Origin of the sequence: Desulfobulbus sp. (genome assembly GCF_031547805.1) — a bacterium.
Lineage (GTDB): Bacteria > Desulfobacterota > Desulfobulbia > Desulfobulbales > Desulfobulbaceae > Desulfobulbus.
In genome coordinates this window covers 117990-133280 of record NZ_JAVBRQ010000007.1, presented here as the reverse complement: position 1 = coordinate 133280, position 15291 = coordinate 117990, and the positions used below count along the sequence as shown (strand labels likewise).

At 62.0% G+C, this 15291-nt stretch carries 13 protein-coding genes; 6 read left to right on the top strand and 7 right to left on the bottom strand.

Going from position 1 to position 15291, the window contains the following annotated elements:
- Nucleotides 1–5 precede the first annotated feature (5 nt).
- From holA to pgeF, 4 genes are all read left to right on the top strand, one after another.
- Nucleotides 6–1391: a DNA polymerase III subunit delta gene (holA, locus tag RMR13_RS03000; RefSeq protein WP_310599155.1), complete on the top strand. Its 1386-nt coding sequence runs from the start codon at nt 6–8 to the stop codon at nt 1389–1391.
- A gap of 166 nt (nt 1392–1557) precedes the next feature.
- On the top strand, nt 1558–1875 hold the full coding sequence (gene clpS, locus RMR13_RS02995) for an ATP-dependent Clp protease adapter ClpS (protein ID WP_310599154.1): 318 nt from the start codon (nt 1558–1560) through the stop codon (nt 1873–1875).
- A 70-nt stretch (nt 1876–1945) separates the two neighbouring features.
- Entirely contained in the window at nt 1946–4222 is a 2277-nt protein-coding gene (gene clpA, locus RMR13_RS02990) for an ATP-dependent Clp protease ATP-binding subunit ClpA (RefSeq protein ID WP_310599153.1), read from the top strand.
- 304 nt (nt 4223–4526) lie between these two features.
- Nucleotides 4527–5291: a peptidoglycan editing factor PgeF gene (pgeF, locus tag RMR13_RS02985; protein ID WP_310599152.1), complete on the top strand. Its 765-nt coding sequence runs from the start codon at nt 4527–4529 to the stop codon at nt 5289–5291.
- Between the two features lie 40 nt (nt 5292–5331).
- Here the strand turns inward: pgeF and RMR13_RS02980 are convergent, their stop codons facing one another.
- Genes RMR13_RS02980 through RMR13_RS02970 form a run of 3 tightly spaced genes read right to left on the bottom strand, consistent with a single transcriptional unit; the run spans nt 5332 to nt 8507 of the window.
- Nucleotides 5332–6063 carry an endonuclease/exonuclease/phosphatase family protein gene (locus tag RMR13_RS02980; RefSeq protein WP_310599151.1) on the bottom strand — a complete coding sequence of 244 codons (732 nt, stop codon included), beginning with the start codon at nt 6061–6063 and terminating at the stop codon, nt 5332–5334.
- Between the two features lie 18 nt (nt 6064–6081).
- A complete protein-coding gene (locus RMR13_RS02975) occupies nt 6082–7503 on the bottom strand; it encodes a poly(A) polymerase (RefSeq protein WP_310599150.1) in 1422 nt (473 codons plus the stop codon).
- A 26-nt stretch (nt 7504–7529) separates the two neighbouring features.
- A complete protein-coding gene (locus tag RMR13_RS02970; RefSeq protein WP_310599149.1) occupies nt 7530–8507 on the bottom strand; it encodes a nitronate monooxygenase in 978 nt (325 codons plus the stop codon).
- 285 nt (nt 8508–8792) lie between these two features.
- Between RMR13_RS02970 and hisS the strand changes: the two genes are divergently transcribed.
- Complete coding sequence (gene hisS, locus RMR13_RS02965) at nt 8793–10070, top strand: histidine--tRNA ligase (protein WP_310599148.1); 1278 nt, start codon at nt 8793–8795, stop codon at nt 10068–10070.
- A 104-nt stretch (nt 10071–10174) separates the two neighbouring features.
- Nucleotides 10175–11962 (top strand): aspartate--tRNA ligase, encoded by a 1788-nt coding sequence (aspS, locus tag RMR13_RS02960; RefSeq protein WP_310599147.1) that lies wholly within the window; start codon nt 10175–10177, stop codon nt 11960–11962.
- 225 nt (nt 11963–12187) lie between these two features.
- Here aspS and RMR13_RS02955 read toward each other — a convergent pair whose 3' ends face one another.
- The 4 genes from RMR13_RS02955 to mqnB form a co-directional block, all read right to left on the bottom strand.
- Entirely contained in the window at nt 12188–12928 is a 741-nt protein-coding gene (locus RMR13_RS02955) for an arginyltransferase (RefSeq protein ID WP_310599146.1), read from the bottom strand.
- Nucleotides 12929–13117: 189 nt separating this feature from the next.
- Nucleotides 13118–13717 carry a molybdenum cofactor guanylyltransferase gene (locus tag RMR13_RS02950; protein ID WP_310599145.1) on the bottom strand — a complete coding sequence of 200 codons (600 nt, stop codon included), beginning with the start codon at nt 13715–13717 and terminating at the stop codon, nt 13118–13120.
- On the bottom strand, nt 13714–14550 hold the full coding sequence (locus tag RMR13_RS02945) for a 1,4-dihydroxy-6-naphthoate synthase (RefSeq protein WP_310599144.1): 837 nt from the start codon (nt 14548–14550) through the stop codon (nt 13714–13716). Before RMR13_RS02945 ends, RMR13_RS02950 begins: the two co-directional genes overlap by 4 nt.
- Complete coding sequence (mqnB, locus tag RMR13_RS02940; protein ID WP_310599143.1) at nt 14543–15283, bottom strand: futalosine hydrolase; 741 nt, start codon at nt 15281–15283, stop codon at nt 14543–14545. Before mqnB ends, RMR13_RS02945 begins: the two co-directional genes overlap by 8 nt.
- Nucleotides 15284–15291: the final 8 nt, after the last annotated feature.

Sequence of the window (15291 nt, the reverse complement as noted above, 5' to 3'; positions counted from 1 at the left end):
CAAACATGGCCCTCTACACCCGCGAACACTTGCCCGAGCTGCTGGCCGGGCTGGCCGACCGGCCTTCGCGGGTGTTTTTACTGTTCGGCGAGCGGTACCTCTGCCGGGAGGCGATGGCGCAATTGGAGCAGACGCTGCTGCGCGACATCGGCGGGACCGTCCACCCCATCGACGGCGACCAGGAGGAGTTCGGGGCCACCTTGGCCAAGCTCCGGAGCTTCACCCTGCTGCCGGGCCGCCAGATCTACCGGGTGACCGATACCCGGCTCTTTCATTCCCGCCAGGTTGCGAAATCCATTTGGGACCGGGCGGTCAAGGCCCATGCCGAGGCCAAGACCGAACAGGCCAAGCGCGGCCTGCGCGCCTTTTTGGCCAGCGGCGGCCTCGACCCGGCGGCTGCCGACAGCGATCCGGCCGCTCTCTCCGCCTCCGAATGGCAGCAATGTTTCGGCTTTGCCCGACCCGACGGCGATTTGAGTTGGACCCGCGCCTATCTGGCCCTCGACAATGCGAACGGCTCCACGGCCGCCCCCGGTTCCGATCCGGGCGACCTGCTGGCCGCAGTGCTGGCCACCGGCATTCCGGCGAGCAACGTGCTGATCCTCATGGCCGAGGAGATCGACAAACGGAAGAAACTGTTCAAACTGCTCAAGGACGAGCAGACCGTGATCGATCTCAGCGTCGAAACCGGTTCCAGCGGCAAGGCCCAGAAGGAACAGAAGGCGGTGCTCCAGGACCTGATCCGCCAGACCTTGGCGGAAGAAGGCAAGACCATGGCGCCGGCATTGATCGACCTCCTGATCGACCGGGTCGGATTTCACCCGGTGGCCGCGATCATGGAGCTGCGCAAGGTGACCACCTATCTCGGCGACCGCGGCCAGGTCACCCGCGACGATCTCGACCTGTTGGTCGGCCGGACCCGGCAGGAGGCCCTGTTCGAGTTGACCTCCGCCCTGGCCCGCCGGGACCTGGAACAGTCCCTGGCCATTGCCGACCGGCTGCAGGAAAACGGCATCCACCCCCTGGCGGTGGTCGCCACTTTGCGCAACTTTGTCCGCGGCCTGCTGCTGCTGCGGTCGTTGATCGAGCAGGCGGAGACCGGGTTCCAACCCGCCATGTCCGCCGCCGCCTTCCAGCAGACCTGCCTGCCCCGCCTCAAGGAACACACCCTGTGGAAAAAGGAGCTGGGCGGGCATCCTTTCGCACTCTACATGCAATGTAAAACCGCATCCGGCTTTCCCCTGCCGGTACTCGCCGCCTGGCTTCATCATCTGCTCACGGCCGAATTGCGGCTTAAGGGGTCGCCCGTTTCCCCGGAAATCATCCTCCAGCACCTGATCATGACGCTACTTTCCCGCGCGGCGCAAAAGAGAGGCGAGCCTGCTGGCTGATCTTGCAAAAACAAAAGCGGGCATTACAATACGAGTAAAGATTGTCGTCGCCCCGGACGGTTGCGCGATCGTTCGCGGTGTTAGCGTTTGCGCTCGGGCGGCGGCTACTTGTACGGCACAAGCCGGGGGCCGATCTCTCTCCTCCTGTTCAGACGACGAAGGAAGTATGGCGAAGGAAGATTCGTTCATTCAGGAAAAAGTCGAGGCCACCGACCGGGAAGCCCAACAGGAGCCCCCCCTTTACAAGGTGTTGTTGCACAACGACGACTACACCACCATGGATTTCGTGGTCATGGTCCTCCAGACGGTCTTTCACAAGAATACCGAGGAAGCCACCAGGATCATGCTGAACGTCCACCATCAAGGGGTGGGCATCGCCGGGATTTACACGCGCGAAATCGGGGAAACCAAGGTGGAGATCGTCCACAGGATGGCCAAGAAGAACCAGTTCCCGCTTCGCTGCTCGCTGGAACAAGACAGTTGAACACGGTACCGCTCAGGCATCGATTCCCCAGGCGTTGGCGGACGATGCCTTTTGATCGAGGACAAAGGATATGCTGAGCAAAGAGTTGGAACTTGCCCTGATCAAGGCAATCAAGGAAGCAAAGAATCACCGGCACGAGTATGTCACCGTGGAGCATATGCTCTACGGGCTGCTGCACGATGATCTCGCCCGCCACATCATCGACAAGTGCGGGGGCAACAACAGCACCCTCAAGGAACGGCTTGAGCGGTTCTTTGAAACCAGCATGCCGGTGATGAAGAGTACCGAAAGCGAGCCGGCACAGACCGTAGCGTTCAACCGGGTGCTGCAACGGGCGGTCAGCCATGTGCAGAGCTGCGGCAAGAAGCAGGTCGACACCGGCGATGTCCTGGTTTCCATCTTCACCGAGCCCGATTCGCATGCGGTATATTTTCTCGGCAGCGAAGGCGTTGGCCGGATGGAGGTGGTGGAATACATTTCCCACAGTCTGCCGGAATACCTGCAGAACGAGCCGTTGCGGCAGCCGCCTCCCGGCCAACAGCAGCCCTCCAAGAAGAAGCAGGATGCCAAGCCGGCCGATGCCCTGGACGAATTCACCGTCAATTTCGCCAAAAAAGCAGCGGAAGGAGCCATCGACCCGCTGATCGGCCGGGACAAGGAGTTGTATCGCATGATGCAGGTCCTCTGCCGGCGCAAGAAGAACAACCCGCTGCTGGTGGGCGAGCCCGGGGTCGGCAAAACGGCCATGGCCGAAGGCCTGGCGCTGCGCATCCACGAGGACGGCGTCGCCCGGCGCGAGGAGCGGCCGGATCCGAAGAAGCTGGTGCCGGATCTCCTGCAGGACGCAGAAATCTACATGCTCGACCTCGGCACCCTGGTGGCCGGCACCAAGTATCGGGGCGATTTCGAGAAACGGTTGAAGGAAGTGGTGAGCGCCATCGAGAAGAAGGAAAAAGCCATTCTCTTCATCGACGAGATGCATACCATCATCGGCGCCGGCGCCACCAGCGGCGGCTCGATGGATGCGTCCAACCTGCTCAAACCCGCGCTCCAGGCCGGGACCATCCGCTGCATCGGCTCCACCACCTACGAGGAGTACAAGAACCATATCGAGAAGGATCGGGCGCTATCCCGCCGTTTCCAGAAAATCGACATCGACGAGCCGTCGGTGGACGATACGGTCAAGATTCTGCGCGGCCTGCAGCCCCATTACGAGGAGCACCACCAGATCCGCTACAGCAAGGCCGCGGTCGAGGCCACGGCGGAGCTGGCGCAGCGGTACATCAACGACCGGTTTCTGCCGGACAAGGCCATTGACGTGCTCGACGAGGTCGGCGCCTTTTTCCGCCTGACCGGCAAGACCGGTCGCACGATCGGGGTCCGGGATGTCGAGCAGATCGTCTCCAAAATCGCCCGGGTGCCGGTCACCAGCAAGACCAGCACCGACACCAGCGAACTCCTCCACCTGGAGGACAAGCTGAAAGCGGTCATCTTCGGCCAGGACGAGGCGATCGATGCCCTGGTCAAGGCGGTCAAACGCTCACGGGCGGGTTTGGGCAACCCCCAGGCGCCGACCGGCTCCTTCCTGTTTGCCGGTCCCACCGGGGTCGGTAAAACCGAGGTGGCCCGGCAGCTGGCCGCCTCCCTGGCGGTCCATTTCGAGCGCTTCGACATGAGCGAATACATGGAAAAGCACGCCGTGGCCCGGCTGATCGGCGCCCCTCCCGGCTACATCGGTTTCGACCAGGGCGGCTTGCTGACCGATGCCATCCGCAAGCACCCCTACACGGTGCTGCTGCTCGACGAAATCGAAAAGGCGCATCCGGATGTCTTTTCCATCCTGCTGCAGGTCATGGATCATTCCACCCTCACCGACAATGCCGGCCGCAGGGCCGATTTCCGCAATGTCATCCTGATCATGACCACTAACGCGGGCGCCCGGGAAATGAGCGAAAGGGCGATTGGTTTTTTGGGCGATTCCAAGGGCAAGGAACAAAAGGTGCTCAAGAATCTCTTCTCACCCGAGTTTCGCAACCGGCTGGATGCCACCATCACCTTCTCGGCCCTGGAGCCGTCCACGGTCGAGCAGGTGGTCGACAAGATGGTACTGGAGCTGCAGCAGCAGTTGGCCGGCAAAAAAGTGACGATCGTCCTGAGCCCCGCCGCCCGTGCCTGGCTGGCCAAGGAGGGCTACGAGCCCGCCTTTGGCGCCCGGCCGTTGCGCCGGCTCATCATGAAGGAGATCGGCGATGTCCTCACCGAGGAAATTCTGTTCGGCAACCTGATCAAGGGCGGTAAGGTGCGCATCGATCGAAAGAAGGACAAGACCACCTTTTCCTATCTTTGAGTTCTTTTCCCTGCTACCGGGCGGCACCGCCGCCCGGTTTTTTTGATGCCTCGCCCGGCCGGCCTCAAATTTCTCCCGACGTTCCCGCCGATTGACAATCCCCCCTGCGTCCGATACCCTGCGCGACAATTGAGCAATTTTGCTTGGCTCCTGTCCAATACCAGGAAAAAACCACCCCGCGGAGCCGCCATTGCGGACTTGAGGCCGGACAGCGCCACCTGACGGGCAAGCGCCATGTGAATCCTCCGGCGTCAAGCCCGGCTTTCCGCATCGCCGCAACCCTTTTTGCCGATTTTGCCACGCCATGCATCTGCACCCGTCTCCCCCACCAGCCCATTACACCAGCCGCCTGCTGACCGCGCCCCACGGCATGTTCACCAACGCGGGCGGTACCAGCCAAGCCCCCTTTGCCTCCCTCAATCTCGGTTATCACGTCGGCGACACGGCCGAGCGCGTACACGGCAATCGGGCGCGTGTACGGGATGCCTTGGGCTTGCGCCACCTGGTATCGGTCCACCAAGTCCACGGCGACCGTATCCTCCGGGTCGATCGAACCCATCTCGACCAAGAGGTCCAGGGCTACGACGCCTTGATCTCCCCTCTGCCCGACACCGGCGTGCTGATCCAGCAGGCCGATTGCCAGGCCATCCTGCTCGAGGCCCCGGAGGCCAAGGTGGTCGCGGCCGTTCATTGCGGCTGGCGGGGCAGCGTTCTTGACCTCATCGGCAAAACCATCCATTGCCTGCGCACCGAGTACGGCGTGGCGCCGGCCAGCCTGCTGGCGGCTATCAGCCCTTCCCTGGGGCCCTGCTGCGCCGAATTCATCCATTACCGGCAGGAATTGCCCGCCTGGATGCACGCCTTTCAGGTCCGGCCGCACCATTTCGATTTCTGGGCCATCAGCCGCCAGCAATTGCTGGACTCCGGCGTGCTCGCCGAGCGCATCGACATTGCCGGCCTGTGCACCCGCTGCAACCCGCAGTTCTTCTCCTACCGCCGGGCATGTGCCCTTGCCGATGGAGTCACCGGCAGAAACGGCTCAATCATCGGCTTGTCGCCCGCCGCCTGAGGCGGGACACTACGGTCGGAGGACATCCGGCTCACTCGGTTTACAGGGTGAAATCGCAAATCAACGGTGCGTGATCGGAATAGGTCACTTGAGGAATCTGGAACTGGACCACCTTGAGTTCCGGACTGTGGAGGATGAAATCGAGCGCCCGTTTCGGGGCGCGGCTGGGATAGGAGGGCTTCTTCTCCGGGTTGGCGCTGACCAGGCCGGTGGCGCCGAGGAACAGCTCCAGCTCCCGCATGCCCCAGAGGACGTTGAAATCGCCGGCCAGGATCATCGGCCGGTCAACGGCTCTGATCAGCTTGTACAACCGTTCCAGTTGATATTGCCGGTTGCGGTAGGTCAGCGAGAGATGGACGAGGAAGACCGTGAGATGTTCCGTGCAAACCTGGATGACCAGCCGCTTGACCCCTTCGTCGAAATAGTGGAAGCGGTGGCTGACGATCGGCATCCGGGTGAGCACGGCATTGCCCTGCGTCTTGAGCAAGGGCAGGCGCTGCGCCATCGAACCGCAGCCGTACTTGGTCTCGACGACATGGTAATATCCCAGCTGCCGGGCGATCATCTCCGCCTGGCAGCGCCGGCCGGTACGGAACGAGCCGCCATCGACCTCGACCAGCCCCATGACATCCGGCTGCACCGAGGCGATGAATTCGACGATTTTATCGAAATTTTCGCGAGAACGCCGCAGGTAGCCGGCATAAGGGAACGGAAAATGGAACCGTCCCCCATTGCCGGTGGCATAGCGGATGTTATAGAGCAGAAATCGCAATGGATTCCTCCCGCACGGTCATTCCCGAGGGCGGCGCAGGCCAAAGACCCCGGTTTTGGTACTGCTGAAGGCGGGATTCATCCCGCCGCGTCCCTTGCCCCTGGAACCGCCGCTTCCCTCCGCAACCGGCGGCATGACCGCCACCACTTCAGCCTCCTGCACGCGCTCGACCGTGAAGCTCTCGGCGCTCACGGCCGCCATCCCCTGCGATTCCAGATAGATGTCGTAAAAGCGGGAGCAATCCCGATAATAGCTTTTCTTCTTCAGCCATTTGGGGTCGCTCCCCTGGCTGCGAGCATGGTGGAAGGTCGAGAGGTTGATCAGCAGCGTGGTCAAGGACTCTTTGGCCATGCGCTGCACATTGAACGGCTCACCAAAAACCGCATCGACATCCTCGCGGATGGCGCAGGACAAGCGGTGAAAACTTGACCCGCGAACATTGGTTTCCGGCAGGCCGAACCGCTCGCAGGCCCACGGGAGCAGCAGCGCGGCAAAGAGCAGGTGCTCGGGAATCTTGACCGGTTCCTCCTCGGCGCACCGGGCATGAATGCGGTCCAACACGGAGAAAACCCGCAGCAAATCCTGGCGGATCCGCTCGCCGTGCTCTCCGGCAAACAACGGCTCATACAGGGCAAAGAGCGTGGTCCACAGACCCGCGGCCATGCAAAGTTCCGCCCAGGGGCGGCTGGCCCCGGATTGCAGATCCTTGAGCACCTCGTCGCGGAGACGCGAGGGCGGGCATAATCCCAGCTTGTCCTTGTGCTGCCGCAGGGCGGCAAAGGTCGCCTCCTCGATGGCGAAACCCGTGCGGGCGGCATGGCGAACCACCCGCATCATCCGCACCGGATCCCTGGTGAAGCGCCGGTCCGGATCGCCGACCACCCGGATAATCCCTTGATCGAGGTCGCGCACCCCGCCGGTGTAATCGATGATGGTGTGGTGCTCGATTTCGTAGAACAGGGCGTTGATGGTGAGGTCGCGGCGGAAGGCGTCTTCCTCGAGCGTGCCGAAGGTGTTGTTCGACGGCAGCACCTGCTCCTCGCCGTCGATGTCGTACTCGCTCCGCGACCGGAGGGTCGAGACCTCGATAATCTTGTTGCCCTTGAAAAAGACCTGCACCAGACGAAACCTGCGGCCAATGGTGCGGCTGTTGCGGAACATCTGCCGCAGCTGGCCGGGCCGGGCATCGGTGGAAATGTCGAAATCCTTGGGGGCGCGGCCAAGATAGAGATCGCGCACCCCGCCTCCCACCAGATAGCCTTTGAATCCGGCGTCGCGCAAACGGTACAGCACCTTCAGCGCTTCCCGGTCGAGCTGCTGCTCGCGGATGGGATGGTCCGACTCGGGAATCACGGTGACAGGCGCCGCACCGCTCTCCTCGGGCGCCGACACGTGTTCGGGCAACTCGCCTGCCATGGGGTCAAGAGAGGAGGAAACCATGACGAATCACAACGGCCATGCACGTATCAATAGGCGGCGCACTTTTCTTTGTACACCGATTCCGCCGCCTTGACGAAATTGTCGAAAATTTCCTTAACAGAGAGGATCTCCTTCATTTTAAAGGTGTTGGCTCCGGAGAAAACCAGGCCGTTTTCGACATCGCCGTTGAACGCCGCCATCAGGCGTTCGCTGATGCAATACTTATGGTCGCATTTTTTCAGGCACTTAAAAAGACATTTTTTGGCGGAAATGTCTTCGTCATTCAACATCTTGTCGACAAAAGGCGTCTTGATTGCCCGGCCCGGCATGCCCACGGGCGAAGACACCAGCACGATGTCCTCTTGCCGGGCCTTCAGGAAAGCCTGCTTGAACGCCTCGGACACCGAACATTCCTTGCTCAGCACGAACCGGGAGGCGATCTGGACGCCGTCGGCCCCGTATTTATCCATCATTTCCGCCATCTCGATGCCGTTGGTGATGCCGCCGGCGGCAATCAGCGGGATTTTGGAGATGACCTTGCGGATCGCGGGAAAAAGATCGCGCAGCGACATCTCGGTACCGAGATGGCCGCCGGCCTCGGCCGCCTCGACGATAACCGCCGAGGCCCCCAATTTTTCCGCCATGGTGGCCAGACCGGGTGAGGAAACGATCGAAACGATGGGCACATTGTGCTGCTTGCCGATCTTGAAGATGTCGCGGGAAAAACCGGCCCCGGTGATGATCATGTCGGCACCCGCCTCGATGGAACCCATCACCAGCTCGTAGAAATCCTTCATCGCATACATGATGTTGACGGCAATGATCCCCTTGGTGGCGTTCTTTGCCTTGCGGATATCTTCCTGCAGCTCGGGCACCGGGATGCCGGAGCCGCCGATGGTGCCGATGCCGCCGCATTCGGCGACAGGCACTGCCAGGGCGGAGGTCGACACCCGGATCGACATCCCCCCCTGGATGATTGGAATTTTTGCGATAAACGAGCCTATCTTAAGTTCTGGCAGTTTCATTCAAGCCTCTTGCTCTGGAGTTGCTTCAAAAAAAAGAATCGGAAACACAATGCATTCCCGATGGTGGTCCGCATCAAAAAATAAAAGAATGCCGGGATTGGGTTTGGTTGTCAAGCACGGCCCTTCGCTATGTCTTCAGAATAGATAGCGGACATTCTACCACAGCCGAACCACATCGGCTTGACTTTTCACCCCTTTCTCGATTAGATTTTATAATTTTTCCACCATGGCCCCCTTGGGTCGCATACCAATGGGGTCGCGCATGCGATTTTCCTGGAGTTTATCTTGAAAATTCAAGCAATCAACGGATTCAAAGACATTTTACCCGAGGCCGTCGGCCGCTGGCAGTACATCGAGCAGCAGGCGCGGGATATTTTCGAACGGTTCGGCTTCCAAGAGATCCGAATGCCGATCCTGGAAAAGACCGAACTTTTTGTCCGCTCCATCGGCGAGGCCACCGATGTGGTCGAAAAAGAGATGTACACCTTTGTCGACAAGGGCATCGCCATGCGGCCCGAGGCCACCGCCTCGGTCATGCGCGCCTTCATCGAGCATGGCCTCCACGTGCAACAGCCGGTGCAGCGTCTCTACACCATCGGCCCGATGTTCCGGCATGAACGCCCGCAAAAAGGCCGAATGCGGCAGTTTCATCAATTGGACGCCGAAATCATCGGCGCGTCCGAGCCTCGGATCGATGCCGAGTTGATCGCCATGGGCCGGATGCTGCTGGACGAGTTGGGCCTCAATGTCAGCCTGGAGTTGAATTCACTGGGATGCCCGGTCTGCCGTCCTCCGTTCAAGGAGCGGTTGGTCCTCTTTCTCGAGGAGCGGCAGGAAGCACTGTGCGACGATTGCAAGCGCCGCACCCGCACCAACCCGCTGCGGGTGCTGGATTGCAAGAAACCGTCCTGCCGCGCCGTGGTTCAGGAAGCGCCCTCGCTGCTGGAGGTGCTCTGCCCCGATTGCGACCGCCACTTCGTCGAGGTAAAAACCGCGCTGGAGGAGTTGCGCATTCCCTTTCAGATCAACCGCTTCATGGTTCGTGGCCTCGATTATTACACCCGCACCACCTTCGAATTTCTCACCGCCGATCTCGGCGCCCAGGCGGCGGTGGGGGCCGGGGGCCGCTACGACGGCCTGATCGAGCAGTTGGGCGGCCCGCCGCTTTCCGGCATCGGTTTCGCCATGGGCCTGGAGCGCCTGGCCCTGTTGATGGAGCAGCAGAACAACCGCCTGATTCCGGCCAAGGGCATGGATATCTTCGTGGCCGCCCTCGGTACGGCGACGATTGCCTTTGCCGGACAGTTGACCCATGCCCTGCGGCACCAGGGCGCCAAGGCCGCCATCGACTACAGCGGCCGCAGCCTCAAGGCGCAGCTCAAGCAGGCGGGCCGGATCAACGCCCGCTTTGTCCTGATTGTCGGCGAGGACGAATGGATGAAGGGCGAGGCGATCCTTCGCGACATGCAAACCCAGGAACAACGGCCCTTTGCCTTGAGCGGCTCCACCGAGGAGCAGGCCCGGCGCCTGCTCGCCATGGTCTGGACGGCCGCGGCACCTTGAACGGCCGCCCGCGGCAACGCGGCCCCACGGCCATCGGCCAAGAGACAGTCATCTTTCGGAAGCGGCCCCGAGGCCCCCGACCTATCTGATACGGAGAGAAAAAAATGGAATCAATGGGAGCGCTGCGGCGCACACACAGCTGCAACGATCTTGGCCTGGGCGACATTGACAAGGAAACCACCCTGATGGGTTGGGTGCTCCGCCGCCGGGACCACGGCGGGGTCATCTTCATTGATCTGCGCGACCGCTGGGGCCTGACCCAGGTTGTCTTCAACCCCGAGGTCAACGAGACGGTGCATGCCAAGGCCCATCAGTTGCGCAGCGAATGGGTGATCGCCGTGCGGGGCCGGGTGGTCAAACGGCCGGAATCCATGGAAAATCCCAAGCTGTCCACCGGATCGATCGAGGTCTTTGTCCACGAACTCCGCATTCTCAACGCAAGCGAGACCCCGCCCTTCCCCCTGGACGAGGAAATCGAGGTGTCCGATACCCTGCGCCTGCAATACCGCTATCTCGATTTGCGTCGGCCGGAGATCGCCAGTAACATCATTCTCCGCCATCAAGCCATGCAAACCGTGCGGTCCTATCTCAACGCCCAGAATTTCCTTGAGATCGAAACCCCGATGCTCACCCGCTCCACCCCGGAAGGGGCCCGCGACTACCTGGTCCCGAGCCGGGTCAACGCCGGCAAATTCTACGCCCTGCCCCAGTCGCCGCAGCTGTTCAAGCAGCTGCTGATGGTGGCCGGCATGGACCGCTACTATCAAATCGTCAAGTGCTTCCGCGACGAGGACCTGCGGGCCGACCGTCAGCCGGAATTCACCCAGATCGATATGGAGCTGAGCTTTATCACCGAGGACGAGATCATTGCCTTGGTCGAGGGGATGATCGGCGATTTGTTCGCCACCGTCCGCGCCATCGAGGTGAACCCACCCTTTGCCCGGATGACCTACGACGAGGCCATGCGCCGGTTCGGCACCGACCGGCCGGACACCCGCTTTGGCCTGGAACTGGTGGATTTGACCGACATCGTCCGGGGCTGCGGCTTCAAGGTCTTCCAGGCGGCGGTGGAAAAAGGCGGGGTGGTCAAAGCGATCAACGCCAAGGGATGCGGCCACTTCTCCCGCAAAGATCTCGACGATCTCACCGAGTATGCCGGCCGTTTCGGCGCCCGGGGCATGGCCTGGATCAAGATCAAGGAAGACGAGTGGCAATCGCCGATCACCAAGTTTTTCAGCCCGGAGGAAATTGCCGCCATGGGCAAGGCGCTCAATGCCCAGCCCGGCGACCTCATCCTATTCGGCGCCGACCAGGCCAAGACCGTGCACCAGGTGCTGTCCGAACTGCGGCTGGAACTGGCGCGGCGGCTGGAGCTGGTCGACGGCGAGGTTTTCAATTTCCTGTGGGTCACCGATTTCCCGCTGCTGGAGTACGACGAGGAGGAAAAACGCTACACCGCGGTGCACCATCCGTTCACCGCGCCCAACGAGGACGATCTGCCCCTGCTGGCCACCGACCCCGGCGCAGTCAAGAGCCGGGCCTACGACCTGGTGCTCAACGGCAACGAGATCGGCGGCGGCTCGATCCGCATCCACAGTCCAGCCATGCAGCAGACCGTGTTCGCGGCTCTGGGTATCGGCGAAGAGGAGGCCAAGGAAAAATTCGGTTTCCTCCTCCGGGCGCTGGACCACGGGGCTCCGCCGCACGGCGGCATCGCCTTCGGCGTCGACCGGCTCATGATGCTGCTGACCGGATCGACCTCCATCCGCGACGTGATCGCCTTCCCCAAAACCCAGAAAGCCACCTGCCCGCTGACCGACGCACCCTCGGTGGTATCGCGCAAGCAGTTGACCGAGCTGCATCTACGACCCGACTGGAAGGAAAAAAATTAGGCCGGACCCTGTTGCCACGGTCCGGCCCATCTTTCTTTCCGAATCCTTCTTGCCGAATCGTCTCCTTGCGGCGGCCTCTCTACCGGTGCCGCCGCAAGGGTGTCGACCGCTCGCCCGATGGATGGCCGCTGGGTCCATCCCCTTGAGAAGTTTCGCCCGCCCAAGCCCCTGCCTCGGCAGCCAGTGCCTTTTGCCGTACCACCGAAATACAGAGACGCATTCAGCTTAGAGCTGTTGCTGCCAGAGACCGTCCAGCAGCAGTTCGTGCGGCCGGAAGGCGGCCTTGTAGCTCATGCTGGGGTGACCGCCGATCCAGTAGCCGAGATACAGATGCTCGATCTTCTGCGTTTTGCAGATGTGATTGAGGGTGAGGATATTGAGGGTTCCAGGGCTGCGCCAGCCCTGCTCAGGATCGAAAAAGAAATACACCGCATTCATCCAGTCCGGAGCGGCATCGACAATGGCCACCCCCAGCAGGTTGCCGTCAACCCGATAGCGGATTTCAAAGCATCGGGCGATGCTGGTGATGAAAAAACCCGAGTAATAACTCTCGGCGCTGCTCCGGCCTTCGGGAAAACGGGTGGAAAGAAAGCGCTGCAGCAGGGTCAAGTTTTCCCGCGACATGGTGAGGGGAGCGATTTCGACCGCCACGTCCTGGTTTTTCTTCCAGACCCGGCGCTGGTTGCGGTTTGGACGGAAGCTCTCGGCCCGCAGCCGGATGGGCACGCATGCATCGCAGTTGCGGCAATGCATGGTGTAGATGCAGTTACCGTTACGCCGGTAACCGCGAACCAGGAACTCGCCCATGGCCTCGTCGGTGAGCTGCCCGAAGATGGCCTGATGGTAGACGGCGTCCGTATTCATGCCGTAGGGGCATTCGGCCACGGAGTGAATGAAAAAGCGTTCCAGATTGCCGGCAATCGATCCGGGCCACCCCCGGCCACCGCTTTTCCCTCTTCCCGCCACGACGCTCTCCCCGGCCTCTACGCCATCCCCTCGGGGACAGTGCCGGCCATTTCGGCGCAAACGGCCAAACCGGCGTTCATGGCCCCGGGCTGGCGCCTATCGTTCTCTGCTCCTCCCTGTTTCATGGTCGTTGTTCTCCGTTCCATCCTTGCCGCCCGTACCTGGGTTCGTCCGTGCGGCCCCACAATTTCAGGGGCCGAGCTGTCCCAATTCCTGAGGAGTGTTGACGTTGCGCCACGACGGCCGCAAGACAACGGGCGGCTGTGGCGTGATCACGCCCGCCATCTGTCGCAGCCACTGCATCCGCCTCTGGCCGGTGGCGGCCATTGTCTCCAGCAGCGGCCGGCATTGCCGGTCATAATAGGCCAAGAGCGGCTCCACCCGGCCGTCGCCCGCCAGATCCGGCAGGATCGCCAACACCCCGGGAACACGGCTGGCAAGCAGCCATCGCAGGGCGCCTTCCTCCAAATCCGGCAGATCGCAGGCCGCCACCAGCCAGGAGACATCGGGATAACGACGAAACGCCGCCAGGATGCCGGTCAGGGGACCTTCAAGGCCGAGCACATCGTCCACACGCGGAATTTCGGCCAGGGAAGGAGGGAGGGAACCGGCGCCGGCGATGATCACCCGGTCGACGCAGAGACGAAGCAAGGCCACGGTGCGCTCAATCCAGGTGCGCTCCTCCCGCTGGAGGAGATGCTTGGGCCGTCCCATGCGGCTGCTCTTGCCGCCGATCAGCACGCAACCCCATACCGGAGCGGGTGCCACCTGGTCAGGCTTTCCGATCATGCGCCGCCATCGACGGTAGGAAAAAGGCCGGCCTCGGTCCCCCGGCGCAGCAGCTGCCGCACCGCGTGCATCCCCTCGTCTCCGAGTCCCCTGGAATAGTCGTTGACATAGAGGGCAATATGGTCGCGCATGACCTGTGGGTTCATTTCCTGGGCATGGGCCTCGATATAGTCCAGCCCTTCCGCGGTATGAGCCTCGGACCAACGGATACTGGCCGCGATGGCCGCATTGAGTTCGGTACGGACGGCCAACGGCAGTGTTTTCCTGGCGGCGATGCAGCCCAGGGGAATGGGCAGGCCGGTGGTTTCTTCCCACCATTGGCCCAGATCGCGGATACAGTGCAGCCCCATGGCCTGATAGGTGAATCGGCTCTCGTGGATGATCACCCCGCCGTCGACCTGCCCGGCCGCGACCGCCTCCATGATCCGGTCGAAACGCATGGCGACCAGCTGCCGGCAATCCGGTCGATACAACCGCAGCAGCAGGGCCGCCGTGGTGTAGGTGCCGGGAATGGCGATCTTCCAATCGGCGAGATCGGCCGGTTTGTCGCCCGTGCCGGCAATCAGCAGCGGGCCGCATCCCCGCCCCAGAGCCGCGCCGGCCTGGAGCAGCGCATAACGGTCCTGGACATGACCAAAGGCGTGAAACGACAGCTTGGTCACATCCAGGCGCCCTTGCAGTGCCCATTCGTTCAAGGTTTCCACATCTTCCAGGTGAACGCTGCCCAGGCGGCAATGGACAAGCTCCACCTTGCCGTGGACCAATCCGTTGAAGATATGGGTGTCGTTGGGACACGGGGAAAAACCGAGGCTTACGGGCAGTGGTTCACTCATGGTGCAGTCCTTTGACGACCAGGGCCGTCACCTCGCCGCAGCGGGCACAGGCTTGATGCAATTGCCAATTTCTCAAATCGCGGTCTTCGACCAGGTTGGAGATGCAGCGCAATTCCAGCAGGGGCAAATCGAAGTGCCGGCAGACCCGCGCCACGGCCGCGCCCTCCATGTTCTCGCATAGAGCCCGGTGGCGAGCGGCCAGCACATCCCCCCGCCGGCGGGTGCCGCTGGCACTGCTGACGGTCGCGAACACCCCGCCGATCCAGGGGATGGCAGCGGCGGCCAGCAACGATTCCGCCCGGAGACGCAGACCGGGGTCCAATACGAAGGAATCGGTGATGGTAAATCCTTCCCCGCGTAACGGTCGCACATCGTCGTTGGCGCAGATGCCCAGATCGGCAAGCACTTCCCGTTCGGCCAAACAGATGTCCAGAACGGCCGCCCCGCGCCGGCTCGGACCGCTTTGCGTACCGACATACGCCCCGGCAACCCCAAAGTTGATCACTCCGGTCAACGGCAAGGAGGTGGCGGCCAAAAAGGCGGTCAGGCGAACCGCAGCTTCCACCGGTCCGACTCCGGTGACCAGCTCCGGATATCTGGCCGGCTGGCAGGCGCGCCGAAACGGCTCCATTTCGAAATCGGTGGCAGCGGTGGTCAGGAACACGGCTCTCCTCAACAAATCGTCGGCACCGACGGCCGGGACGATGGCCGCCTTGCCAGCACTTTCGGCCAAGACTTTTG

Bases quoted from the DNA above. Each gene is read 5' to 3' on its own strand.
- holA (WP_310599155.1), top strand. From the start codon at position 6: ATGGCCCTCTACACCCGCGAACACTTGCCCGAGCTGCTGGCCGGGCTG.
- clpS (WP_310599154.1), top strand. From the start codon at position 1,558: ATGGCGAAGGAAGATTCGTTCATTCAGGAAAAAGTCGAGGCCACCGAC.
- clpA (WP_310599153.1), top strand. From the start codon at position 1,946: ATGCTGAGCAAAGAGTTGGAACTTGCCCTGATCAAGGCAATCAAGGAA.
- pgeF (WP_310599152.1), top strand. From the start codon at position 4,527: ATGCATCTGCACCCGTCTCCCCCACCAGCCCATTACACCAGCCGCCTG.
- RMR13_RS02975 (WP_310599150.1), bottom strand. From the start codon at position 7,503: ATGGTTTCCTCCTCTCTTGACCCCATGGCAGGCGAGTTGCCCGAACAC.
- RMR13_RS02970 (WP_310599149.1), bottom strand. From the start codon at position 8,507: ATGAAACTGCCAGAACTTAAGATAGGCTCGTTTATCGCAAAAATTCCA.
- aspS (WP_310599147.1), top strand. From the start codon at position 10,175: ATGGAATCAATGGGAGCGCTGCGGCGCACACACAGCTGCAACGATCTT.
- RMR13_RS02950 (WP_310599145.1), bottom strand. From the start codon at position 13,717: ATGATCGGAAAGCCTGACCAGGTGGCACCCGCTCCGGTATGGGGTTGC.
- RMR13_RS02945 (WP_310599144.1), bottom strand. From the start codon at position 14,550: ATGAGTGAACCACTGCCCGTAAGCCTCGGTTTTTCCCCGTGTCCCAAC.